Annotated in this window: 21 protein-coding genes and 1 riboswitch; of the genes, 5 read left to right on the top strand and 16 right to left on the bottom strand. The window is 69.5% G+C overall.

What is annotated here, in order from left to right; all coding sequences use genetic code 11:
- Positions 1-231 carry an RNA-binding S4 domain-containing protein gene (locus RCH21_RS12375; protein WP_120148175.1) on the top strand — a complete coding sequence of 77 codons (231 nt, stop codon included), beginning with the start codon at positions 1-3 and terminating at the stop codon, positions 229-231.
- A 69-nt stretch (positions 232-300) separates the two neighbouring features.
- Here RCH21_RS12375 and RCH21_RS12370 read toward each other — a convergent pair whose 3' ends face one another.
- Positions 301-981 carry an alpha/beta hydrolase gene (locus RCH21_RS12370; protein WP_326964612.1) on the bottom strand — a complete coding sequence of 227 codons (681 nt, stop codon included), beginning with the start codon at positions 979-981 and terminating at the stop codon, positions 301-303.
- A gap of 146 nt (positions 982-1127) precedes the next feature.
- On the opposite strand from RCH21_RS12370, the gene RCH21_RS12365 reads away from it, so the two are divergent.
- Entirely contained in the window at positions 1128-1946 is an 819-nt protein-coding gene (locus RCH21_RS12365; protein ID WP_120148455.1) for an SGNH/GDSL hydrolase family protein, read from the top strand.
- A gap of 33 nt (positions 1947-1979) precedes the next feature.
- Here the strand turns inward: RCH21_RS12365 and RCH21_RS12360 are convergent, their stop codons facing one another.
- From RCH21_RS12360 to RCH21_RS12350, 3 genes are all read right to left on the bottom strand, one after another.
- Positions 1980-2222, bottom strand: a complete 243-nt coding sequence (locus RCH21_RS12360) for a hypothetical protein (RefSeq protein WP_120148177.1) — start codon at positions 2220-2222, stop codon at positions 1980-1982.
- 126 nt (positions 2223-2348) lie between these two features.
- On the bottom strand, positions 2349-3488 hold the full coding sequence (gene metX / locus RCH21_RS12355; RefSeq protein ID WP_326964611.1) for a homoserine O-acetyltransferase MetX: 1140 nt from the start codon (positions 3486-3488) through the stop codon (positions 2349-2351).
- Positions 3489-3494: 6 nt separating this feature from the next.
- The gene (locus tag RCH21_RS12350; RefSeq protein ID WP_326964610.1) at positions 3495-4811 is read right to left on the bottom strand and encodes a bifunctional o-acetylhomoserine/o-acetylserine sulfhydrylase; all 1317 of its coding nucleotides are present in this window, start codon (positions 4809-4811) and stop codon (positions 3495-3497) included.
- Positions 4812-4890: 79 nt separating this feature from the next.
- Positions 4891-5007, bottom strand: a riboswitch (SAM riboswitch).
- Positions 5008-5174: 167 nt separating this feature from the next.
- Here RCH21_RS12350 and RCH21_RS12345 point away from each other — a divergent pair.
- Positions 5175-5816 carry a VOC family protein gene (locus RCH21_RS12345; protein ID WP_326964609.1) on the top strand — a complete coding sequence of 214 codons (642 nt, stop codon included), beginning with the start codon at positions 5175-5177 and terminating at the stop codon, positions 5814-5816.
- A gap of 70 nt (positions 5817-5886) precedes the next feature.
- Here RCH21_RS12345 and RCH21_RS12340 read toward each other — a convergent pair whose 3' ends face one another.
- From RCH21_RS12340 to RCH21_RS12310, 7 genes are all read right to left on the bottom strand, one after another.
- On the bottom strand, positions 5887-6174 hold the full coding sequence (locus RCH21_RS12340) for a DUF1540 domain-containing protein (RefSeq protein ID WP_120148181.1): 288 nt from the start codon (positions 6172-6174) through the stop codon (positions 5887-5889).
- Positions 6175-6316: 142 nt separating this feature from the next.
- On the bottom strand, positions 6317-7126 hold the full coding sequence (locus tag RCH21_RS12335) for a CPBP family intramembrane glutamic endopeptidase (protein ID WP_120148182.1): 810 nt from the start codon (positions 7124-7126) through the stop codon (positions 6317-6319).
- 60 nt (positions 7127-7186) lie between these two features.
- The gene (hutI, locus tag RCH21_RS12330) at positions 7187-8383 is read right to left on the bottom strand and encodes an imidazolonepropionase (RefSeq protein WP_326964608.1); all 1197 of its coding nucleotides are present in this window, start codon (positions 8381-8383) and stop codon (positions 7187-7189) included.
- Positions 8383-9813, bottom strand: a complete 1431-nt coding sequence (locus RCH21_RS12325; protein ID WP_326964607.1) for a formimidoylglutamate deiminase — start codon at positions 9811-9813, stop codon at positions 8383-8385. The genes hutI and RCH21_RS12325 overlap by 1 nt, the downstream gene beginning before the upstream one ends.
- Complete coding sequence (locus RCH21_RS12320) at positions 9810-11027, bottom strand: allantoate amidohydrolase (protein WP_326964606.1); 1218 nt, start codon at positions 11025-11027, stop codon at positions 9810-9812. The genes RCH21_RS12325 and RCH21_RS12320 overlap by 4 nt, the downstream gene beginning before the upstream one ends.
- Before the next feature lie 37 nt (positions 11028-11064).
- Positions 11065-12726 carry a urocanate hydratase gene (gene hutU / locus RCH21_RS12315; protein WP_326964605.1) on the bottom strand — a complete coding sequence of 554 codons (1662 nt, stop codon included), beginning with the start codon at positions 12724-12726 and terminating at the stop codon, positions 11065-11067.
- Complete coding sequence (locus tag RCH21_RS12310) at positions 12723-13448, bottom strand: IclR family transcriptional regulator (RefSeq protein WP_326964604.1); 726 nt, start codon at positions 13446-13448, stop codon at positions 12723-12725. The genes hutU and RCH21_RS12310 overlap by 4 nt, the downstream gene beginning before the upstream one ends.
- 100 nt (positions 13449-13548) lie before the next feature.
- Here RCH21_RS12310 and hutH point away from each other — a divergent pair, with 100 nt between their 5' ends.
- Both hutH and RCH21_RS12300 read left to right on the top strand, forming a co-directional pair.
- Positions 13549-15186 (top strand): histidine ammonia-lyase, encoded by a 1638-nt coding sequence (gene hutH / locus RCH21_RS12305; protein WP_326964603.1) that lies wholly within the window; start codon positions 13549-13551, stop codon positions 15184-15186.
- A 48-nt stretch (positions 15187-15234) separates the two neighbouring features.
- Positions 15235-16080: a siderophore-interacting protein gene (locus tag RCH21_RS12300; RefSeq protein ID WP_326964602.1), complete on the top strand. Its 846-nt coding sequence runs from the start codon at positions 15235-15237 to the stop codon at positions 16078-16080.
- Between the two features lie 14 nt (positions 16081-16094).
- On the opposite strand, the gene RCH21_RS12295 is transcribed toward RCH21_RS12300, so the two are convergent.
- From RCH21_RS12295 to RCH21_RS12275, 5 genes are all read right to left on the bottom strand, one after another.
- Entirely contained in the window at positions 16095-17288 is a 1194-nt protein-coding gene (locus RCH21_RS12295) for a cation:proton antiporter (protein WP_326964601.1), read from the bottom strand.
- A 7-nt stretch (positions 17289-17295) separates the two neighbouring features.
- Positions 17296-17778, bottom strand: coding sequence for a cation:proton antiporter regulatory subunit (locus tag RCH21_RS12290; protein WP_326964600.1), 483 nt, complete (start codon positions 17776-17778; stop codon positions 17296-17298).
- A 24-nt stretch (positions 17779-17802) separates the two neighbouring features.
- Positions 17803-18777, bottom strand: a complete 975-nt coding sequence (locus tag RCH21_RS12285; RefSeq protein WP_326964599.1) for a cation diffusion facilitator family transporter — start codon at positions 18775-18777, stop codon at positions 17803-17805.
- Between the two features lie 159 nt (positions 18778-18936).
- Positions 18937-20034, bottom strand: coding sequence for an NAD(P)/FAD-dependent oxidoreductase (locus RCH21_RS12280; protein WP_326964598.1), 1098 nt, complete (start codon positions 20032-20034; stop codon positions 18937-18939).
- A gap of 57 nt (positions 20035-20091) precedes the next feature.
- Positions 20092-21342, bottom strand: a complete 1251-nt coding sequence (locus RCH21_RS12275) for a glycine C-acetyltransferase (RefSeq protein WP_326964597.1) — start codon at positions 21340-21342, stop codon at positions 20092-20094.
- Between the last annotated feature and the right edge of the window lie 9 nt (positions 21343-21351).

The raw sequence follows: 21351 nt of genomic DNA, 5'->3' as shown, positions 1-21351 counted from the left end.
ATGACCGACGACTCCCCCATCGCAGAACTACCCATCCGGGACGACATGATCCGCCTGGGGCAGCTGCTGAAGCTCGCCTCCCTCGCCGAGGACGGCGTCGAGGCGAAGACCCTGATCGACAACGGCCTCGTGCAGGTCAACGGCGAGATCGAGGAGCGCCGCGGCCGCCAGCTCCATCCGGGTGACACCGTGAGCGTCAACGGCCAGGCTGTGCGGATCACCCGCGGCTGAAGCTTCCCGGGCCCGACCGACAGGTCTGGATTCGGCATGCGAACGCCCGACGCGCCCCGTCGGCGCTGCTCAGCGTGGGTTGAGCACCGTCATGGTCAGGAATTCACGGACGTGCGAGAGTTCCTGCAGGTTGATGCTGTGGAGCATGTTCGGATAGAGGATCTTCGTGAGTCTGGTGTTCTGCGTGAGCCAGGCGTGGGTGAACCCGATCATCTCGGGGGTGATGACCTGATCTTCCTGGTCCCGCCCCCAGAAGAACCTGGCGGGTGCCGCGGCGGCGTCGTCGTCCCGGAAGAAGCTGTGGCCCTCCGACGGCACCGCGAAACCGGACAGCCCGACGACGCAGGCGAAGTCCGCGGGACGATGTCGCAGGAGCGAGGTCGCCACTGCCATGCCCTGCGAGAAACCGAGGATGCTGACGCTGGAGTGCACCTCCCGCACCGTGTCCAGCCAAGCCGACACAGCGCTGACGCTCTCGACCACGCGCTCCACCGAGTAGTCGTCCTCGCGTGACAGGGGAAACCAGGAGAACCCCTGTCCCACCGCCAGGGGCGCGCGGACGGACACCACCGTGAACTCGGACGGCAGGTGGTCCGTCAGCCCCATGAGGTCCTCCTCGTTGGCCATGTACCCGTGGAACAGGACCAGCAGGGGCGTGCCTGCGCGCTCGAACTCGGGCTTCGACCAGAGGACCACCGGGTCCCAGGACAGGGCGGAGGGCACAGCTGTGCCGTGGGCAGAATCAGTCATCCCCCTATCCTGTCACGGGAGAATCGGCACACGCGTGCCCGGGTAGTTGGCCTGCCGGCGAGGACAGCGGGGAGAATGGTGCGGTGAGCCCCCGAAATGCCGGTACGCCCTCCCCGAGCGGTGCCGAAGCTATCCTGAACGGTCCGATGATCGACCCGACCCTCAATCCCGAGCCCCATCCCTGGCACCGGTTCGTCGCCCTCGGGGACTCCTTCACCGAGGGCATCGGAGACCCGAATCCGGAGAGCATCGGCGGCAATCGCGGCTGGGCGGACAGGGTGGCGGAGGAACTGACGCGTGGCCGCGCCGACTTCGCCTATGCCAACCTGGCGGTACGCGGGCGGCTGCTGCAGCAGGTCATCGACCAGCAGGTCGAGCCTGCCCTCGCCCTGCGCCCCGACCTCGTCAGCATCTCTGCCGGCGGCAACGACCTCCTCCGTCCCGGCGGCGACCCGGATCTGCTCGCGGAGAAACTCGACGGCGTCGTCGCGACGCTGGCAGGATCCGGCGCCACGGTGGTCCTGTTCACCGGCCCGGACGTCCGCGAGACCGTCCTCGGCAGCATCCGCTCGAAGACCGCGATCTACAACGAGAACCTGCGGACCATCGCTGCACGCCAGGAGGCGGTCATCGCCGACATGTGGGCGCTGCGGCAACTGCTGAACCCGCAGATGTGGTCCTCGGACCGGCTGCACTTCTCGCCGCTCGGGCATCACACCATCGCGGCGATGGTCCTCGACACCCTCGCCGTCCGTCACACGCTCGAACCCCTGCAGCCGAAGGATCTTCCCGCGAGGACCTGGCGCGCGGCACGCGCCGAGGACCTCGTGTGGGCGCGTGACTACTTCGTCCCGTGGGTACTGCGCCGCCTGCGCCACCAGTCATCGGGCGACGGCATCACCGCAAAGCGCCTGCAGGCGGCGCCGATCTTCGGGCCGGGCATGCCACCGGGCGCAGCGGACTGACGAAACGCCGTCGAACCGGTCGGCGAGCGCGGCTCAACTCTCGAGCGAGACCTCGCCGTTGGCCACGGCATCCGCGCAGGCGCTGAGGTCCGGCCCGGGCTTGAAATCGACGAATTGCGGCTGCAGCTTCTGGAAGAGGAACTCGTAGACCTCGTCGCGGGACTTCCCGTCCATCGTCTCCACGGCTTCCTTCACGGCGCCCTGCAGGGCGCGGTCGGAGTCCAGCAGGATCTTGTCGCGTGCTTCCTGGTTCCAGCCGATGGTGCTCAGGTCCATGAACAGCTCCTCTTCGTCTTCCGTCGATGAGTCCAAGGCGATGACCTCGGACGCGCCCGCGCGAAATCGGTAAGCAGGCTTAGCTCCAGACTAGGTGCCCGCAGGACGAAACCCAACCGGTACCTGCTACGACGAGAAGAAGGCCGTCCTGAGCTGATCGTCGAGCTGGTGGATCTGGGTCAGGAACGCGTCATGACCCACGGGCGAGGTGATCAGGTGGAGGGGGACGTTCCCCGGCAGCCCTTCCGCGAGCCGACGGGACTGCACCGGGAAATACAGCCGGTCCGTGTCGACGGCGGCAATGAAGAACTTCGACGTCGCCGCTCCCAGGGCGTCGTCCAGGCTCCCCCGGTCCCGGGCGGCGTCATGGCTCATCAGCGCCTCGGTCAGGATGACATAGCTGTTGGCATCGAATCGGTCCACCAGTTTCTCGGCCTGGTGGTCGAGGTAGCTCTCCACCTGGTAGCGGCCGCGGTGGGAGGGCAGGACGGCCCCGAAGGGCTGCTCGGCGTCCTGCTCCGCCCGACCGAAGCGTGCCTCGAGCTCCCGTTCGGAGCGGTAGGTGATGTGCGCGATGCGGCGGGCCAACCCGAGGCCCGCTTCCGGAAGCGGGCCGTCGTAGTAGTCGCCGCCGCGATAGGCGGGATCGAGCCGGATGGCCTGAAGCTGCGCCTGGGCGAACGCTATCTGTTCGGCCGACGAGGCGGCAGTGCAGGCGATGACGGCGCACCGCTCCACGCGGTCCGGATACATCAGGGCCCATTCGAGCGCGCGTGCGCCGCCCATCGATCCACCGAGCACCGAGTGCCAGCGCTCGATACCGAGCAGGTCGGCGAGCAGGGCCTCGGCGCGGACGGAGTCGCGGATGGTGACGAAGGGGAAACGTGATCCCCAGGGAGCGCCGTCGGGGGCGAGGCTGGCCGGCCCCGTCGAGCCGTAGCAGCCTCCCACCATATTGATGGACACCACGAAGAAGCGGTCCGTGTCCACGGTCCGTCCTGGACCGACCAGCGAGTCCCACCAGCCCTCCTCCTCCGATGCCCCCCGCGCGACGTGCGAACTGCCGGTGAGGGCATGCTGCACCAGCACGGCGTTCGAGGCATCCCGGTCCAGCTCGCCCCACGTCTCGAAGGCGAGCTGCACGTCCGGCAGCTCACCCCCGGTCTCGAGGAACAGCGGACCGATGGGGGCGACGCGCAGGAGCCCGTCCCCCGAGGGGCCGGCGTCGTTCCCCGGGTACAGCGGAGCAGGAGGGTAGGTGGTCACGAAAGGTTAGGCTCCCTTGGCGGCGCGGAAGCCCGCGTCCAGGTCGGCGAGGATGTCGGTGATGTTCTCGAGTCCCACCGACAGCCGGACGAGGCCCGGACGCACACCGGCCGTGAACTGCGCCTCGGCGCCGAGCTGACTGTGGGTCGTCGAGGCCGGATGGATGACGAGCGAGCGGACATCGCCCACGTTCGCCACGTGGGAGTGCAGTTCGAGGCCGTCCACGAACCGCTTGCCCGCCTCTACTCCACCGACGATGTCGAAGCTGACGATCGCGCCCGTGCCGTTCGGGCCGTACTTGCGCCCCCGCTCGTACCAGGGGCTCGAGGCGAGTCCGGCGTAGGAGACGCGTTCGACGTCGTCGTGCCCTTCGAGCCATTCGGCCACGGCCTGGGCGTTCTGCACGTGACGCTCCACCCGGAGGCTGAGCGTCTCCAGTCCCTGCGCGATCAGGAAGGCGTTGAACGGGGACACCGAGGCGCCGAGGTCGCGCAGCAGCTGCACGCGTGCCTTGAGGATGTAGGCGAGGTTGGCACCCAGAGGGCTGCCGACGCCCAGGTCGCGCGCATAGACGAGCCCGTGGTAGCTCTCGTCCGGCGTGTTCAGGCCGGGGAAGCGCTCGGGGTACTGCGCGAAGTCGAAGTTGCCCGAATCGACGATCACACCGGCGATCGCGGTGCCGTGCCCGCCGAGGTACTTCGTGGCGGAGTGCACCACGATGTCCGCGCCCCATTCGATCGGCCGGATCAGGTACGGGGTGGACAGTGTGTTGTCCACGATCAGGGGCAGGCCGTGCTCGTGGGCGACGGCACTGATGCCCTCGAGGTCCAGGACGTCCTGCCGGGGGTTGGAGACGACCTCGCCGAAGAAGAGCTTGGTGTTCGGCCGCACGGCCGCCCTCCACTGCTCGAGGTCATCCGGATCCTCCACGAACGTGGTCTCGATCCCGAACTTCTTCAGCGTGTGCTTGAAGAGGTTGTACGTGCCGCCGTACAGGCTGGGGCTGGCGACGATGTGATCGCCCGCCTCGGCGATGTTCAGGATCGCGAAGGTCTCGGCGGCCTGCCCGGAAGCGAGCAGGAGGGCGCCGACGCCACCCTCGAGGCTCGCGATCCTGGTCTCCACCGCCTCCTGGGTGGGATTGCCGATACGCGTGTAGATGGGTGCGAGCTCCGCCAGGGCGAACCTGTTGGCGGCACTCTCGGCGCTCGGGAAGACGAACGACGACGTCTGGTAGATGGGCAGCGCTCGCGCCCCCGTGGTTGCGTCCGGGACCTGGCCGGCGTGGATCTGGCGTGTCTCAAAGGACCAATCGTTGGACATGGTGCTCCCTGTTCGAAGGGGCCCCGCCTGTCCGATGCTCCGGCCGGTAACTGCTGCTCCAGGACACCGGACCCGCAGGAGCCCGCGCTTGCACGGCGCCGATGCAGCGCCGAGCCTGGTCTTCACCCGGGGCACCCCACCGCGGTTGGAGGGTTGCCGGCCAGCAAGCCGGGGCTGTGTGCTGGCACTCATGACCTGTATTCATGAAAACGCATCCGGGCGGATCCGGCAACCCGTATGACACTGGATGAAGTGACCGCAGGTTCACCGCTGGAGGGTCCGGTTGACGCGCGGATGAGGGAGCGATCGGGGGTAAGGGTTGCCTAAGTCGAGAGGTGCATCACTAAGTGCCAAGATAATCGCATGCGACTGGACCATGTCTCTTATGCCTGCGAACCCGACGGACTTGCTGCGACGGCCGATCGGATCTCTGCCAAGCTCGGAATGGACCCCGTAAAGGGTGGTGTCCACCCGCGCTTCGGTACCCGCAACATGATCTTCCCGTTGGCGAACGACCAGTACCTCGAGGTCGTCGAGGCCCTGAACCACCCGGCGTCGGACAAGGCTCCCTTCGGCCAGGCCGTGCGTGCCCGCTCCGAGGCCGGTGGAGGCTGGATGGGCTGGTGCGTCGCGGTCGAGGATCTCGGCCCCTTCGAAGAACGGCTCGGCCGCAGCGCCGTTCCCGGCAACCGCAAGTTTCCCGACGGCCAGGAACTGACCTGGCGGCAGATCGGCATCAAGGGCCTCATCGCGGATCCCCAGGTCCCGTACCTGCTGCGCTGGGACGAGGGCACCGAATCCCTGCACCCGTCCAAGGCCCGGCCCGCATCCGTCAAGCTCGACTGCCTGACCATCGCCGGCTCTTCCGAGCGCGTCACCGAATGGCTCGGCACGGACGTCGAGGAGACGCTCGATGGGGTCGAGGTCCAGTGGATCGCCCCCAACGGGACCCCGGGCATCATGTCCGTGACCTTCGAGACCGACGAGGGCCGTATCGAGATCTGACGGTCCGGCTACGGACACCGAACAAGGAAGGGACCGGACTGATGTCCGGTCCTTTCCTCTGTTCGGTGGTTCAGGCGTGTGTGTACGTCAGGCAATCTGCCGCTTCGGCGCCCGGCCCCACCTTGACCGCCGGCGCGGTGCACAGGAGGTCGTGGTTGAAGCTGCATTCGGAGCGCTGGCATGCGCCGACGTGCGCGAGCATCTTGGGCAGGCCGCCACTGATCGACGTGTCGATGAAGGTGGCGCAGGAGGCGTGTTCTTCGCTCCCGGAGACGGTGATGGCCACGGCGGTACAGCCGTCGTGGTTGAACGAGCAGTTGTGGACACTGCACTCAGAGACACTGGTGACGACGCTCATGATTCCTCCTGGCTGGTCCGGTGGAGCCCCGGTCGGAGCCGCCGCTCTTATGCGGATAAATCCACGGTAGCACCGCAATTGACCGATAATTTAGTCATGATTATCGTGCGGAATAAACAAAGGCAAGCCTTGTCTAAATAATTCAGCCACCAATTCCGATAGCCGGTCCGATGAGCGCGAATCCGACGAAGCCGGTGATGTCGATGAGCGCGTGGGCGATGACGAGCGGCATGACCCGGCGGGTGCGGGTATAGAACCAGCCGAAGAGCAGGCCCATCAGCACGTTGCCGACGAACGGACCGAAGCCCTGGTACAGGTGGTAGCTTCCCCGCACGAGGGCGCTGGTGATGATGATGGCGGGGGTCGACCAGCCCAGTTCCCGCAGGCGGATGAACAGGTACCCCACCACGATCACCTCCTCGAGCACCGCGTGCCTGAGCGCGGACAGGATGAGCACGGGGATGGTCCACCAGTAGGCATCGAGCGCAGCGGGCACGAGCGCCGTCGTGATCCCCAGGGCGCGGCCGCCCGCGTACACGCCGAGGGTCCCGACGCCGATGATCGCGGCGAGGCCAACGCCGAAGCCGACGGTGCGGAGCGGCTTCTCGAAGGTGAAGCCGAGGCGGCGGAAGGCGGACACCCCGTGCCCACTGAGGAGGAACAGGACCAGCGCCACCGGAACGAGGGCGAAGAAGATGTTCAGGAGCTGATAGGTGAGGTCGAAGTACTGCCGCTCGTTGAGGACGGGGTTGAGGGTTGTGGTCTGCCCGGCGAGCGGCCCCCTCGTCAGCTTTTCGGCGAGGTTGACGATGGCGTAGATGCCGGACTGTCCCAGTGACAGCCCGAACACGATGAGCAGTTCCGCCGTGATGCGGCGCTTCGACGACGATTCGGCGTCGCGGCTCGCGGCGATTCCGGAGGTTGCGGCGGAGGATTTCGGCTGGGCACTCATGGCGCTATCCTCCCAGCGGTCGCTGGGGATTCCCAGTCCGGCAGCGGAGCCCCGGCGATGCTACCGGACCCGGTTCCCGGCCTTCCAGACGGCATGCACGAGCGGCATTCCCGGACGGTAGGCGAGGTGAGTGGCCGACGGCGCGTTCAGCAGTTGCAGGTCGGCCCGGTGCCCGACGGCGAGGGATCCGACAGCACGGCGTCCCTCGACGTCGTCGCCCGTGTGCCGGCGGAGGGCGACGGCGCCGCCGTAGGTGGCCGCCCGGACCGCCTCGTGGATGGTGAGCCCCATCTGCAGGACGGCCGTGGCGACGCAGAAGCCCATGGACGTCGTGTAGGACGTGCCGGGGTTGCAGTTGCTGGCGAGGGCGAGTTGCACTCCTTCATCGAGCAGGAGCCGGGCGGGCGGGAAGGGCTGGCGCGTCGACAGGTCGCAGGCGGGCAGGCAGGTGGCGACGGTGCCCGGCGTCGCACCGTCCGCCGACCAGGTTCCCGCGAGGGCATCGACGTCGTCGTCGGACAGGTGGTTCACATGGTCCACGCTGGCTGCGCCGAATTCGACGGCGAGCGCGACGCCGGCGCCCGGGCCCAGCTGGTTGCCGTGCACACGCAGGCCGAGACCCGCGGCGCCGCAGGCTGCGAGGACGCGGCGGGACTGCTCGGCGGTGAAGGCGCCCTCCTCACAGAAGACGTCGGCCCAGCGGACGTAGGGCAGGACGGCGTCGAGCATGGGTCCGCAGACGAGCGCCGTGTACTCGTCGGCGTCCCGGCCTGCCGGAACGAGGTGGGCGCCGAGGAACGTGACCTCGTCCACGACGCCGGCCGCGATCCGGGCACTGCGGGCCTCCTGCGCGACGTCGAGCCCGTATCCCGTCTTCGTCTCCAGGTACGTCGTTCCGCCCGCCGCGGCTTCCGCGACACGGGCCAGCAGGAGGCGCGTGAGGTCGTAGTCGCCGGCAGCGCGGGTGGCATCGACGGTGACGGCGATACCTCCTGCGGCGTAGGACTCCCCCGCCATGCGTGCCTCGAACTCCGCCGTCCTGTCACCGGCGAACACGAGATGGGTGTGGCTGTCGACCCACCCGGGCAGGCCGGCACGGCCACCGGCGTCGTACGCCTCGTCCGCCGCCGGAGACCGGGCGGCCGGTCCCATCCAGCTGACGCGCTCCCCCTCGAGGACCAGAGCGGCGTCCCGCAGGACGGTAGCCTCGGCATCCTGCGTCATCAGTTCGCCGATGTTGGTGATGAGCACGGACATCAGGAGCCCCCCGCGGTCTGGTGATCCCGTGCGGGCACGTCCTGGGCCTCGGTCGCTTCGTCGAGGCGGGCGATGGCGGCGACCAGCAGGTCCGCGGGATCGCCGAGGACGGTGTGGACACCGTTGCGTGCGGCCAGGACACCCCCGACGACGACGCCCGTTACGTCCTGTCCCGTGGCCGAGTAGGCCAGCTGCTCCCGGGACGATCCGGCCGTGCGTGCGCTGTGCGGATCGACGGCCATGAAGTCGGCCGCGAAGCCGGGACGGAAGCCCGCGCAGCGGCGTCCCTGGGCCGCTGCTCCTCCGAGCGCGGCGATCCCGTGCAGGGCCTCCGGGCCGAAGTGGCCCCGCCTCCCTGTCCGCAGTCGCTCACCGTGTTCGAGTGCTCTCATCTCGAGCCACGGGTCGACCACGGCGTGCTGGTCGGTGCCGAGGGCGAGCCTGGCCCCTGCCCCGCGGAAGTCGCCTGCAGGGCCGATGCCGTCCGCCAGGTCCGCCTCGGTGGTCGGGCAGAGGACGACGACGGCCCCGGCGGCGGCGAGCGCGGCGATGTCCTCCTCGCGCACATGGGTGGCGTGGACGACCGACAGCCGGTTCCCGACCAGCCCGTGCCGGCGCAGCAGCCCGGTGGGGGTCAAGCCGGTGGCCCGCAGGCAGTCGTCGTTCTCGGCGGGTTGCTCCGACAGGTGGATGTGCAACGGCAGGTCGGGGGGCAGGTGCTCCGCGATGACCGCCAGCTGGTCCTCGGGCACGGCACGCACGGAATGGATGGCCGCACCGACGGACACCTGGTGTTCGGGGTACAGCCCGGAAACCGAAGCGCGGAGGGAGGCGAGCCGTTCGAGCCAGCGCTCTGCGGTGCCGTCCGAGAACCGGCGCTGCCCCTCCTCGGGGTGCTGCCCGAACCCGCCGGCGAGGTAGCACGTATCGAGCAGGGTGAGCCGGATGCCCGCCCGGACAGCGGCGCGGGCGAGGGCGAGCTCCATGGCGTGGGGGCCGGCGTCATCCGCGTCCCTCTCGCCGTAGGGTGTGCCGTCGGGGTGGTGATGGACATAGTGGAACTCTGCGACACTCGTCCAGCCCACCGTGACCATCTCGGCATAGGCCGCCGTGGCGAGCTCCTCGTAGAGCCCGGGAGTGAGGGCAGCAGCCGCCCGGTACATGGTGTCGCGCCAGGTCCAGAAGGTTCCTCCGTGGTCGTGGGTGCGGCCCCGCAGCGCGCGATGGAACGCGTGGGAGTGGGCGTTCGCGGCTGCTGGGAATGCCACACCGTGGAGGAGCACGTCGCCGTCCTGCGCGGGCACTCCGGCAACGACGGAGTGGACGTAGCCCGCGGCGTCGACCTCGACGCGCACGGCAGCGCACACTCCCCTTCCGTCCAGCAGGGCGTATTCGCACCACACCCACCGGGCGGCGGCCAGCACTGTCATAGCAGGTCTTCGAGTACGTCCGCGAGCGCGGTGGCCCCGGCATCGGCGTCCTCGCGCTCCACGAACTCTTCCGGTGAGTGGCTGATGCCGGTCGGATTCCGGACGAACAGCATGGCGGTCGGGGCGATGGTGCCGAGGATCCCGGCGTCGTGCCCGGCGCCGGTGGGAAGGGTGGGAGCACCGGGGAAGGAGCGCTTGAGTGCGTTGCCGAGCGTGCGCTGCAGTGCCCCGTCGAAGTGGACCGTGCCGCTCCGGGACTCCTCGGTGAGTGTGGCCCGGCAGCCCTCGAACGCGCAGATCTTCTGCGCCCGGCCGTGGATCTTCTCGATGAGCGACGCCGTGACGGCGTCCTCCTCGTGGCGTACGTCAAGCCAGAGGTCCACGCGCGACGCGATGACGTTCGTCCCGCCCGGCACGGGTTGGATGCGTCCCACGGTGGCGCGCGCTCCGTCCTGCTCGGCTGCGACCGTGCGGGCGGCGAGGACCACCTGCGCGGCGGCGATCATGGGATCGGCGCGGTCCGTCATGAGGGTGGTCCCGGCGTGGTTGCCCTGACCCGTGATCGACAGGCGCCAGCGGCCATGGCCGAGCATCGTGGAGCCGATGGCCACAGGAGCGTCGAGATCGATCAGGCCGCGACCCTGCTCGACATGGAGTTCCACGAAGTCGCCGATCCGCCGGATGGCGTCCTCGTCCCGGCCCAGGTGGGAGACGTCGATGCCGGCGGACCGGGCCGCATCGGCGAACGTGATCCCGTCGCTGTCCTTCAGCGAGCGCACCTGGTCCGGATCGAGGGTGCCGGTGAGGAGCCGTGAGCCGAGGCAGGACACACCGAACCGTGAGCCCTCCTCCTCGGGGAACACCGCAACGGCGAGCGACCGGTTCGGCTGGACGCCGCGTTCCCGCAGGAGGTCGACGGCGACCAGCGCCGACGCCACCCCGAGGGGACCGTCGTAGGCTCCGCCCCCGGGGACGGAGTCGAGGTGGCTGCCCGTGACGAGGGCGCCGTCGCGGCTGTCCGTGGCGTCCCACCAGGCCCACAGGATCCCGTTGCGGTCCGTTTCCACGGACAGCCCCCGTGCGGCGGCCTCGGCGGAGAACCACTCGCGGAGGGATGACTCTGCACCGGTGTAGACGCCGCGGGAGTAGCCACCCCGGGAGGCGTCTCGGCCTACGTCGCTGATGGAATCGAGGACTGAGGAAACGGTCTGCACGGCACGTACCTTCCGGTGGTGGGGCTGCTCTGACTACTCAGGATTGCATGGGGATACGGACGCCACGCTCGGCGGCCACCTCCCGCGCACGCTCGTACCCGGCGTCGACGTGGCGGATGACGCCCATGCCGGGATCATTCGTGAGGAGGCGTTCGAGCTTCTGGGCTGCGAGTTCGGTGCCGTCGGCGACGGAGACCTGGCCCGCGTGGATGGACCGGCCGATCCCCACGCCGCCGCCGTGGTGGATGGATACCCAGGTGGCCCCCGACGACGTCGTCAGCAGTGCATTCAGGAGCGGCCAGTCGGCGACGGCGTCGGACCCGTCGGCCATGGCCTCCGTCTCGCGGTAGGGCGAGGCGACGGACCCCGAGTCGAGGTGGTCGCGGCCGATGACGATGGGGGCCGAGACCTTGCCCTCGGCCACGAGCCGGTTGAAGAGCAGCCCGGCCTTCGCTCGGTCCCCGTAACCCAGCCAGCAGATGCGGGCGGGCAGGCCCTCGAACTCGACGTGCTCGGCGGCTGCCTCGAGCCAGCGGTGCAGGTGCTCGTTTTCGGGGAACAGCTCCTTGAGCGCGGCGTCGGTGACCGCGATGTCCGCCGGGTCGCCTGATAGTGCCACCCAGCGGAAGGGGCCGAGACCCTCGCAGAAGAGCGGGCGGATGTAGGCGGGGACGAACCCGGGGAAGTCGAAGGCCCGGCCGAACCCTCCCTTGCGGGCCTCGTCGCGGATGGAGTTCCCGTAGTCGAAGACCTCGGCTCCCGCGTCCAGGAAGCCGACCATCGCCTCGACCTGCAGGGCCATGGAGGCCTGTGCCTTCTTGGTGAACCCGTCCGGGTCCGCCGAGGATTCGCGCTCCCACTCGTCGAGCGCCACACCCTCGGGGAGGTAGCTGAGCGGATCGTGCGCGGACGTCTGGTCGGTGACGATGTCGACGTCGAGCCCTCGTCGGAGCAGTTCGGGGAACACGGTGGCGGCGTTGCCCACGACGCCGACGGAGAGGGCACGCTTCCCGCGCTTGGCGTCGAGGACCTGGGCGACGGCGTCGTCGAGCGTGTCGGCGACCGTGTCCAGGTACCGCTTGGCGACCCGGCGGCGGAGGCGCGCCTCGCTGACGTCGACGATGAGGACGGCACCGCCGTTGAGGGTGACGGCCAACGGCTGGGCGCCACCCATGCCGCCACAGCCTCCGGTGAGGGTCAGGGTGCCGGCGAGGGTGCCGGCGAAGCGCTTGCGGGCAATGGCCGCGAAGGTCTCGTACGTACCCTGCAGGATGCCCTGCGTCCCGATGTAGATCCACGAGCCGGCCGTCATCTGCCCGTACATCATGAGGCCCTCGGCCTCGAGGCGCCGGAACTCCGGCCACGTGGCCCAGTCGCCCACGAGGTTCGAGTTGGCCAGGAGCACGCGCGGCGCCCAGGGGTTGGTGCGGAAGACGCCGACGGGCTTCCCGGACTGCACGAGGAGCGTCTCGTCGTCGTCGAGGGTCTCCAGCGTGCGGACGATCGCGTCGTACGCCTCCCAGCTGCGCGCAGCCCGGCCGGTGCCGCCGTAGACCACGAGGTCCTCGGGGCGCTCGGCGACTTCCGGGTCGAGGTTGTTCATGAGCATGCGCAGGGGCGCCTCGGTCTGCCAGCTCTTCGCGGTGAGGCGCGTGCCGCGGGCTGCGCGGATCGAGCGTGAGGGGTCGTGGGTGGTCATGCTGTTTCTCCTGTCAGGTCCTGCTGAAGGGGGTCTGCGTCGACCGGAAGGTCCTCGGCGCTTCCGCCGGGTCCGGCGCTCCCGGTGTGCGTGAGCAGGGCGGCGGCCTCGGCCGCGACGAGCTTGCCGATACGGCGGGCATCCGCTCCGGTGATGCGGTAGCTGGGCACCACGACGCTGATCGCCGCGACGGCCCGGCCACCGGGTGAGACGGGAGAGGCGATCGCGGTGACGTCCGCCTCGATGCCGTTCCGCACGACGACGAAACCCTCGGCCGGGTGTCCACCCCTGAGCACAGCGCCGACGGCGGTGCCCCCGAGCGGAAGGCTGCGACCGACCCAGCTCGCATGCCGGACCGAGTGAGTACCCTCGCGCATGGCGAGGTAGACGCCCTCACCGTCATGGGACGGGACACTCAGGTAGGCCGATTCACCCGTCATCTCCACGAGCCGCTCCAGGGCGGGCTCGGCGAGGGAGACGAGCGATTCGTGCCCGAGCGCCTGCGCCCCGAGCTGTACCACGCGGAGTCCCGGCCGGTAGGAGCCGAGCCCGTCGCGGCGGACGAATCCCGTGCCCTCGAGGGTGCGCAGGAGCCGGAGGGCCGTCGACGCCGACAGCTCGGTCACCCGCGCTGCGTCGGCGAGGGTGAGCGACCCGGCGTCACACACCGCGCCGAGGAGGACGAGGGCGCGCTCAACGGTGCGGGTCGATGGTTCCGGCATGGTCCCCTCCTTGCTTTCGGCCGCGACGTGCATTTCACTTATTGAAACGTCCTTTTCATCTGATGGCAATAGCGGACTTTCCGCAGGAACCGAGGCATACGTGAACCAGCACCCCGTGATCGTGGGGACCGGCCCCCTCTCCCCCGCCGACGTGGTCGCTGTGGCCCGGTACGGTGTGCAGGTCGACCTGGACCCGGCCGCACTGGCGGCTATGGCGGTGTCCCGTTCCGTCATCGACTCCCTCGTCGACGACGGCACGCCGCACTACGGTGTCTCCACCGGCTTCGGCGCGCTGGCGACCAAGCACATCCCGCTGGATCAGCGCAGCCAGCTCCAGCGGAGCCTCATCCGCAGCCATGCCGCCTCCTCGGGCGCCGAGGTGGACCGCGAAGTGGTGCGCGCCCTGATGCTCAATCGCCTCTCGACCCTCGCGACGGGCCGGACCGGCGTGCGTCCCCTCGTGGGAACCACCTACGCCGCACTGCTCAATGCCGGGATCACCCCCGTCATCGGCGAGTACGGCTCGCTCGGCTGCTCCGGCGACCTCGCCCCCCTCTCGCACATCGCGCTGGCGCTCATGGGCGAGGGCACCGTGCGGACCCGCGACGGGCAACTCGTGCCTGCCGCGGAGGCCCTCACCACCGCAGGGATCGCACCCGTCGAGCTCCGCGAGAAAGAGGGCCTGGCACTCATCAACGGCACGGACGGAATGCTCGGCATGCTGGTCCTCGCTTCCGCGGACCTGCACCGGCTGCTGACGACGGCCGACCTCGCCGCTGCGATGAGCGTCGAAGGCCTGCTCGGCACCGATGCCGTCTTCGCCGAGGACCTCCACGCCCTGCGCCCCCACCCGGGCCAGATCGCCTCCGCCGCCACCATCCGGGCGCTCCTCGAGGGCTCACCGCTCATCGCCGAGCAGCTGACCTCGGAAACCGGACGCCACCGGTTCACGCGCGTGCAGGACGCCTACTCGCTGCGGTGCGCGCCCCAAGTCCACGGCGCCGCCCGCGCCACCCTCGCGCACGCGGAGTCCGTCGCCGCCGTCGAACTGGGGTCCGCCATCGACAACCCGGTCATCACGCCCGACGGCCGAATCGAATCCAACGGCAACTTCCACGGCGCGCCCGTGGGATACGTGCTGGATTTCCTGGCGATCGCCGTCGCCGATGTCGCCTCGATGAGCGAGCGCCGGACGGACCGCTTCCTCGACAAGACGCGCAACCACGGGCTCAACGCCTTCCTCGCGCACGATCCCGGGGTCGATTCGGGCCACATGATCGCGCAGTACACCCAGGCCGGCATCGTGTCCGAGCTCAAGCGCCTCGCGAACCCCGCGTCGGTGGACTCCATCCCCTCCTCCGCCATGCAGGAGGACCACGTCTCCATGGGCTGGGCCGCGGGGCTCAAGCTGCGGAAGGCGATCGACGGGCTCACGCGCGTCCTCGCCATCGAGATCCTGACCGCGGCCAGGGCACTGGACATGCGCGACGGCGGCGCGTCCACCGACATGCCCGGCACGCCCGGCACGCCTGCTCCGACGGGCGATGCCCCCGCTCCCTCGGGCGGCATGCGAAGCTCGGTCCCCATCAACGCCGTGCGCGCCCGGCTCCGGCAGGACGTCGAAGGGCCGGGTACCGACCGCTACCTCGCGCCGGAGATCGAGGCCGCCCGCCTCCTCGTGGATGACGGGTCCCTGCTCGCCGCAGCCCTCGGCGTGCTCCCAGCTCCTCTCCAGTAGGACTTGTTAGGGTGGGCTAACTACTTCCCGAGAAAGAAGCCCTGCCCCATGTCCTCCGCCGTGCCCGAACCGTCCCGCAAGCCGCCCCGTCCGCAGGCGGTCCTCGCCGTCCTGGAGACGCATCGGCTGAGTCCGCACCTCGTGCGGGTGGTGGCGGGCGGACCGGGCTTCGAGGACCTGCAGGAATGCGACGCGACGGACCGGTACGCCAAGCTGCTCTTCGCGAAGCCCGAGCTCGGCCTGGTGCCTCCGTACGACCTGGCTGCGCTGAAGCAGGACCTGCCGTCCGGGGACCGCCCTGTGAAGCGCACCTATACGATCCGCTGGCTCGACCGTGCTGCCCGGCGGCTCGCCATCGACTTCGTGGTGCATGGCGACGCCGGGATCGCGGGTCCCTGGGCGGCGGCAGCGGTGCCGGGTGACACCCTGGTCCTCATGGGCCCGTCCGGAAAATGGTCACCCGACCCCACGGCCGACTGGCACCTGTTCGTCGGGGACGAATCCGCCCTTCCAGCGATCGCCGCGGGCATCGAAGCCCTGCACCCCGCCGCCGTGGGGCACGCCTACCTCGAGGTGGACAGCGCCGCCGGGATCATCCCTCTGGACGCTCCCCCGGGCCTCGAACTGCACTGGCTGCACCGCGACGGGCAGGTGGCCGGGACGACGACGCTGCTCGCCGACGCCGTCGCCGCCGGTCCCTGGCCCGGCGGCCGCGTCGATGCCTTCGTCCACGGGGAACGCGGTGCCATGAAAGCCCTGCGGGACGTCCTGTTCAGGGACAAGGGCCTGGCCCGCTCGCAGGTCTCCCTGTCGGGGTATTGGGCCTATGGCCGCGAGGAAGACACGTTCCAGGCGGAGAAGCGCGAACCGATCGGCCAGATCCTCGACGACTGATCCTTCCGGTTGCGTCAGACGACCGGAACCGGTCCCGGCCGCCGCTTGGGGACCCTTTGCAGGAGGTCCATCGCCGGCTCGGCGAGGCGCGCCATCACGGGACCGAGGACGGCCATGAGCAGGACGTACGTCGTCGCCAGGGCCGCGAGGTCCGGGACGACGGCGCCCGACGCCACCGCGAGTCCGGCGATGACGATCGAGAATTCGCCGCGGGCGACGAGCGCGGTCCCGGCGCGCGCCCGGCCCATGCGGCCGATCCCCTGCCTGCGGGCCGCCCACCAGCCGGTCCCGATCTTCGTCACCGAGGTGACGAGCGCGAGGAGCAGTGCGAAGCCGAGGACCGGCGGGATGGACGCCGGGTCGGTGTTCAGCCCGAACACCACGAAGAAGATTGCTGCGAAGAGGTCCCGTAGGGGTTCTAGGACCCGGGCCGCGTTCTCCGCCGTCGCCCCCGAGATGGCGATGCCGAGGAGGAACGCCCCGACGGCCGCCGATACCTGCAGGGCCGAGGCCAGTCCCGCCACGAGCAGCGCCGCGCCGATGAGGGTCAGGAGGAAGACCTCGCGATCCTTGCTGTCGACGACGGCCGAGACGACGTTGCCCCAGCGCAGGGCGACCACGAGCACGAGGGTCACCACGAGCAGCGAGATGCCGACCGTGCCGAGTCCGCCCGCGAAGCTGAGCCCAGCCAGGACAGCGGTGAGGATGGGCAGGTAGACGGCCATCGCTAGGTCCTCGAACACGAGGATCGCGAGGACGGTAGGAGTCTCCCTGTTACCCAGCCTGCCGAGGTCGCTGATGACCTTCGCCGCGATGCCGGACGAGGAGATGTAGGTGACGCCGCCCATGACGAGGGCTGCGACCGGCCCCCAGCCGAGGACGACGGCGACGAGCACGCCGGGCGTGAAGTTGAGGATGAGATCGACGACCCCGGCGAGCCAGGACTGGCGCAGTCCCGTGACGAGTTCCTTCGCCGTGTACTCGAGGCCGAGCATCAGCAGGAGCAGGACCACCCCGATCTCGCTGGCCACATGGCTGAACTCGATGACGCCCTCGAGTTGGAGGAAGCCGCCCTGCCCGAAGAACAGCCCGCCGATGAGGTACAGCGGGATGGGTGAAAGTCCGATCCGGCCCGCGAGCCGCCCGAGGATACCGAGGAACAGGAGAATGGCGCCGAGTTCGATCAGGGTCAGGGCGGTCGTGTGCACAGGCGGCTCAGCCGTTTCGCAGGATATCCGCCGCGGTGTCGAGGCCCTCGGATGTGCCCACCACCACAAGCAGGTCGCCGGCGGCGAGGATGAAATCGGGCGTGGGCGAAGCCTGCACCTGACCGGAGCGAAGCACCGCCACCAGGGACGCACCGGAGCGCGAGCGCATCCGGGTGTCCGCGAGGGGGCGTCCCTCGAAGGGCGAGCCGTGCTCGATCTGGAACTGCCGCGTGGAGACTCCGGGGAGGTCACGATGCTCCTCCGTCAGCTGTGCGACGAGCTGGCGTGAGCCGAGGAGGTTGCCGATGGTTGCTGCCTCATCCGGGGTCAGTGGGATCGACGCGACGCAGGCGTCGGGATCGCTGGCCTTGGAGATGATGAGGTCCAGATCGCCGTCGCGCTGGGCGACGATCCCTACCCTCCGACCGGAGCCTGTGACGATCTCGCGCCGCACTCCGATGCCGGGAAGGCGTGTTTCGATGACGTTCATGCGCCCATCCTAGACCTGCGCGGACTATTCCTCGGACGGCAGGGACCGCGTGGAGCTTCCGTTCGCTGAGGGCGTCGCCGCAGCCCGGGGCGAGTACAGATCCGGCTCGAGATAGATGGCCGTGGCGATCGGGACGGCTGTCCGGATGCGCTGCTCGGCGCCGTTGATGACCGCTGCGATCTGCCTGCCGTTCTCCTGGCCCTCCACCGTGATCTTGGCTGCGACGAGCAGTTCCTCGGGCCCGAGGTGGAGCGTCTTGAGGTGGATGATGCGGGTTGATCCGTCGCTCGCGATGGCCGCCTCGATCTTCGCGACATCCGACGCCTTGGCCGATTCCCCGAGCAGCAGACTCTTGGTCTCGACGGCGAGTACGGCGGCGATACCCACCAGGAGCAGTCCGATCATCGCGGTACCGGCGGCGTCCCACATGCCGTTATCGGTGAGCAGCGTCATCGATACGCCGAACAGGGCGAAGACGAGCCCGATGAGCGCACCGAAGTCCTCGAGCAGGATGACCGGCAGTTCGGGGGCTTTCGCCGTGCGGACGAAGCGTATCCAACCCATGTCCCCGCGCGTGTGGTTGGACTCCCTGATGGCGGTCCGGAACGAGAAGGACTCGGCGATGATCGCGCCGATGAGGACCGCGAGGGGCACCCACCAGAAGCTGCCTTCGATCGGGTGCGGGTCCTGGTACTTGTGGTACGCCTCGTACAGCGCGAAGAGGCCGCCGACGCTGAAGAGGACGATCGAGACGATGAAGGCGTAGATGTAACGCTCGCGGCCGTACCCGAAGGGATGTTCGGGACTGGCCTGGCGCTTTGCGCGCTTTCCGCCGAGGAGGAGCAGGAGCTGGTTGCCGGAGTCCGCCACCGAGTGGATTCCCTCGGCGAGCATCGATGAGGAACGCGTGAGGGCGAACGCCACGAATTTGAGCGCGGCGATGGTGAGGTTGGCGGCGAGGGCCGCGATGATCGCCTTGTTGCCTCCACTTGCCGACATGATCCGCTTCCGTTCCTCCTGCCCGCGTTCCCGCGGGTATTCCGATGATTTGCAGGCACACCGCCAGGGGCCCCGGGGCTGCGTCCGGCCACTACTCTACGGAAGAGTTGGTACGACGGGGCAGGAAAGTGCACCTGGTGACAGGCCGTTGCGGACGGCTCAGGCGGGTCGGAGCGCGCTCGCCGCGGCCAGGATGCGCGAGGGGTCCGCACCCAGGTCGGCGGGATCAGCGCCCGTCAGCAGGACGGTGGCGAGTTCGGCGATGCCCGACGACGTCTGGAAGCCGTACCCGCCCTGCCCGGCGAGCCAGAAGAAACCGGGGTGGCCGACGTCGAACCCCACCACGGGGAGTCCGGACGCCCGCTCGGTCCTCAGCCCCGTCCAGGACCTCCGGACCGAGGTGATATCGAGGGTCGTGACCGATGCGAGGTGGTCGATCAGCCGCTCGACGTCACCGGGACGGGGTTGAGCGTCGCCTGCTTCGGCGGGTTCGGACTCACTCGGCGAGATCAGGACGCCCTCGGCGTCGGGCCGGTAGTAGAACGAGCCGTCGGCCGCGGCGACCATCGGGGTGCCGACCGGCGGCGCATTCCCGGCGGCGACGATCGCGGCGGTCCGCCGGAGCGGTACCAGTCCCTGCGGCGCGATGCCGCACAGCTCGGCGAAGCCGTCCGCCCACGCCCCCGCCGCATCGACCACGACCTCCGCCGTGATGCTGCGGTACCCCGCCCGGACGCTCCAGCCCGTGCCGTCGTACCGGGCGGAGGTGACGGGCGCATTCGTGAGGATGAGGACGCCGTCGTCGCTCGCGCTCCGTCGATGGTATTCGAGGAGGAGGTCCGTGTCCGTGCCGACGGAGTCGGTGTCGATGGCCGCGGCAACGAAGGCGTCCGGGCGCAGCTGCGGGCACAGCTCCAGTGCCTCGGCGTGCGGAACCCGGCGCATCGACGCACCGGCCGCAGCTTCGACGTCGGCCTCCGACCCGATGAGCAGGAAGGATCGCGGCACGGTGAGCGGGAGCCCGGTGGAGGACTGGACACCGGAGAGCAGCTCGAGCGTGCGGCGCGTCAGGTCCACCACGGGTTCTGGCCCGTAGCTCGGGATGAGCTGGCGCGCGGAGCGGGACGACGTGTGGTATCCGAGGGTGGGCTCCGACTCGACGAGCACCACGCTGGAGAACGGCGCCAGGGCGGACGCCAGCGAGAGGCCGGCGATCCCGCCGCCGATGATCAGGATGTCGCACTCGAGGGAGCTCATCCCGTCATCCTAGGGCGGCCCTCCCCCAACGCGACGGGCTGCTCGGTACAGGTGTGCTCAGGCACCGCCCACGTGCGCACCGGGCGCACCGCCGTCGCCGGCCGGCTCCTGCCCGGCCGCTACATCGGCTCGCGCTGCGACGAACGCGCGGACGCAGGCTTCGATGTCCTTATCGGTATGTGCGGCGGAGAGCTGTACGCGGATGCGGGCCGCTCCCCTGGGAACCACCGGGTAGCTGAACGCCGTCACGAAGACGCCGTGCGTGAGCATGGCGTCCGCGGTGCGTGCGGCGAGCGCGGCGTCGCCAAACATTACCGGGATGATGGCGTGTTCACCGTGGAGCAGGTCGAACCCCTCCTCCGTCATGCGACGGCGGAAGAGCGCCGCGTTGGCGAAGAGGACCGACCGCAGGTCGGCGCTGTTCTGCACCAGGTCCAGTGCGGTGAGCGTGGCGGCGACGATCGACGGCGCGAGCGAGTTGGAGAACAGGTAGGGCCGTGCACGCTGCCGCAGCAGGGCGACGATCTCGGCACGCGCCGAGACGTAGCCGCCCGAGGCTCCCCCGAGCGCCTTGCCGAACGTGCCCGTGAAGATGTCGACGCGGCTCGCGACCCCGGCGTGTTCCGGCGTACCCGCGCCGGTGGCCCCCATGAACCCGACGGCGTGCGAATCGTCGACCATGACCATCGCGTCGTAGCGCTCGGCGAGGTCGCAGACGGCCTCGAGCGGGGCGAGGTAGCCGTCCATGGAGAAGACGCCGTCGGTCACGATCAGGCGGCGCCTTGCACCGGAGGCCTCCTGGAGCTTCGCCTCGAGGTCTGCCATGTCACGATTCGCGTAGCGGAACCGCTGCGCCTTCGAGAGCCGGATGCCGTCGATGATCGAGGCGTGGTTGAGCGCGTCGGAGATGACCGCATCGTCTGCCCCGAGGAGCGATTCGAAGACGCCGCCGTTCGCGTCGAAGCAGGAGGAGAAGAGGATGGTGTCCTCCGTGCCGAGGAACTCCGAGACGCGCCGCTCGAGCGCGAGGTGCAGGTCCTGCGTCCCGCAGATGAAGCGCACCGAGGCCATGCCGAAGCCGCGTTCGTCGAGGGCGGTCTTCGCCGAGGCGATGATGTCCGGGTGGTCGGCGAGGCCCAGGTAGTTGTTGGCGCAGAAGTTGAGGACCCTTGCGTCCTCTGCCCCGAGCGCCCCGGCCGTGATGTGGCTGGACTGCGGGGAGGAGATGCGGCGCTCGTGCTTGAAGAGGCCTGCGCTGCGGATGTCGTCGAGTTCACCGGCGAGCTGGTCGCGGACTGCTGAATACATGGTGTTCCT

The organism is Arthrobacter sp. PL16 (genome assembly GCF_035985055.1).
Lineage (GTDB): Bacteria > Actinomycetota > Actinomycetes > Actinomycetales > Micrococcaceae > Arthrobacter_D > Arthrobacter_D cheniae.
Note: the sequence above shows the minus strand (reverse complement) of the source record. Positions and strands in the feature narration are given on the sequence as shown.

Bases quoted from the DNA above. Each gene is read 5' to 3' on its own strand.
- RCH21_RS12375 (WP_120148175.1), top strand. From the start codon at position 1: ATGACCGACGACTCCCCCATCGCAGAACTACCCATCCGGGACGACATG.
- RCH21_RS12370 (WP_326964612.1), bottom strand. From the start codon at position 981: ATGACTGATTCTGCCCACGGCACAGCTGTGCCCTCCGCCCTGTCCTGG.
- RCH21_RS12365 (WP_120148455.1), top strand. From the start codon at position 1,128: ATGATCGACCCGACCCTCAATCCCGAGCCCCATCCCTGGCACCGGTTC.
- RCH21_RS12360 (WP_120148177.1), bottom strand. From the start codon at position 2,222: ATGGACCTGAGCACCATCGGCTGGAACCAGGAAGCACGCGACAAGATC.
- RCH21_RS12350 (WP_326964610.1), bottom strand. From the start codon at position 4,811: ATGTCCAACGATTGGTCCTTTGAGACACGCCAGATCCACGCCGGCCAG.
- RCH21_RS12345 (WP_326964609.1), top strand. From the start codon at position 5,175: ATGCGACTGGACCATGTCTCTTATGCCTGCGAACCCGACGGACTTGCT.
- RCH21_RS12340 (WP_120148181.1), bottom strand. From the start codon at position 6,174: ATGAGCGTCGTCACCAGTGTCTCTGAGTGCAGTGTCCACAACTGCTCG.
- RCH21_RS12335 (WP_120148182.1), bottom strand. From the start codon at position 7,126: ATGAGTGCCCAGCCGAAATCCTCCGCCGCAACCTCCGGAATCGCCGCG.
- hutI (WP_326964608.1), bottom strand. From the start codon at position 8,383: ATGTCCGTGCTCATCACCAACATCGGCGAACTGATGACGCAGGATGCC.
- RCH21_RS12325 (WP_326964607.1), bottom strand. From the start codon at position 9,813: ATGACAGTGCTGGCCGCCGCCCGGTGGGTGTGGTGCGAATACGCCCTG.
- hutU (WP_326964605.1), bottom strand. From the start codon at position 12,726: ATGACCACCCACGACCCCTCACGCTCGATCCGCGCAGCCCGCGGCACG.
- RCH21_RS12310 (WP_326964604.1), bottom strand. From the start codon at position 13,448: ATGCCGGAACCATCGACCCGCACCGTTGAGCGCGCCCTCGTCCTCCTC.
- RCH21_RS12300 (WP_326964602.1), top strand. From the start codon at position 15,235: ATGTCCTCCGCCGTGCCCGAACCGTCCCGCAAGCCGCCCCGTCCGCAG.
- RCH21_RS12290 (WP_326964600.1), bottom strand. From the start codon at position 17,778: ATGAACGTCATCGAAACACGCCTTCCCGGCATCGGAGTGCGGCGCGAG.
- RCH21_RS12285 (WP_326964599.1), bottom strand. From the start codon at position 18,777: ATGTCGGCAAGTGGAGGCAACAAGGCGATCATCGCGGCCCTCGCCGCC.
- RCH21_RS12280 (WP_326964598.1), bottom strand. From the start codon at position 20,034: ATGAGCTCCCTCGAGTGCGACATCCTGATCATCGGCGGCGGGATCGCC.
- RCH21_RS12275 (WP_326964597.1), bottom strand. From the start codon at position 21,342: ATGTATTCAGCAGTCCGCGACCAGCTCGCCGGTGAACTCGACGACATC.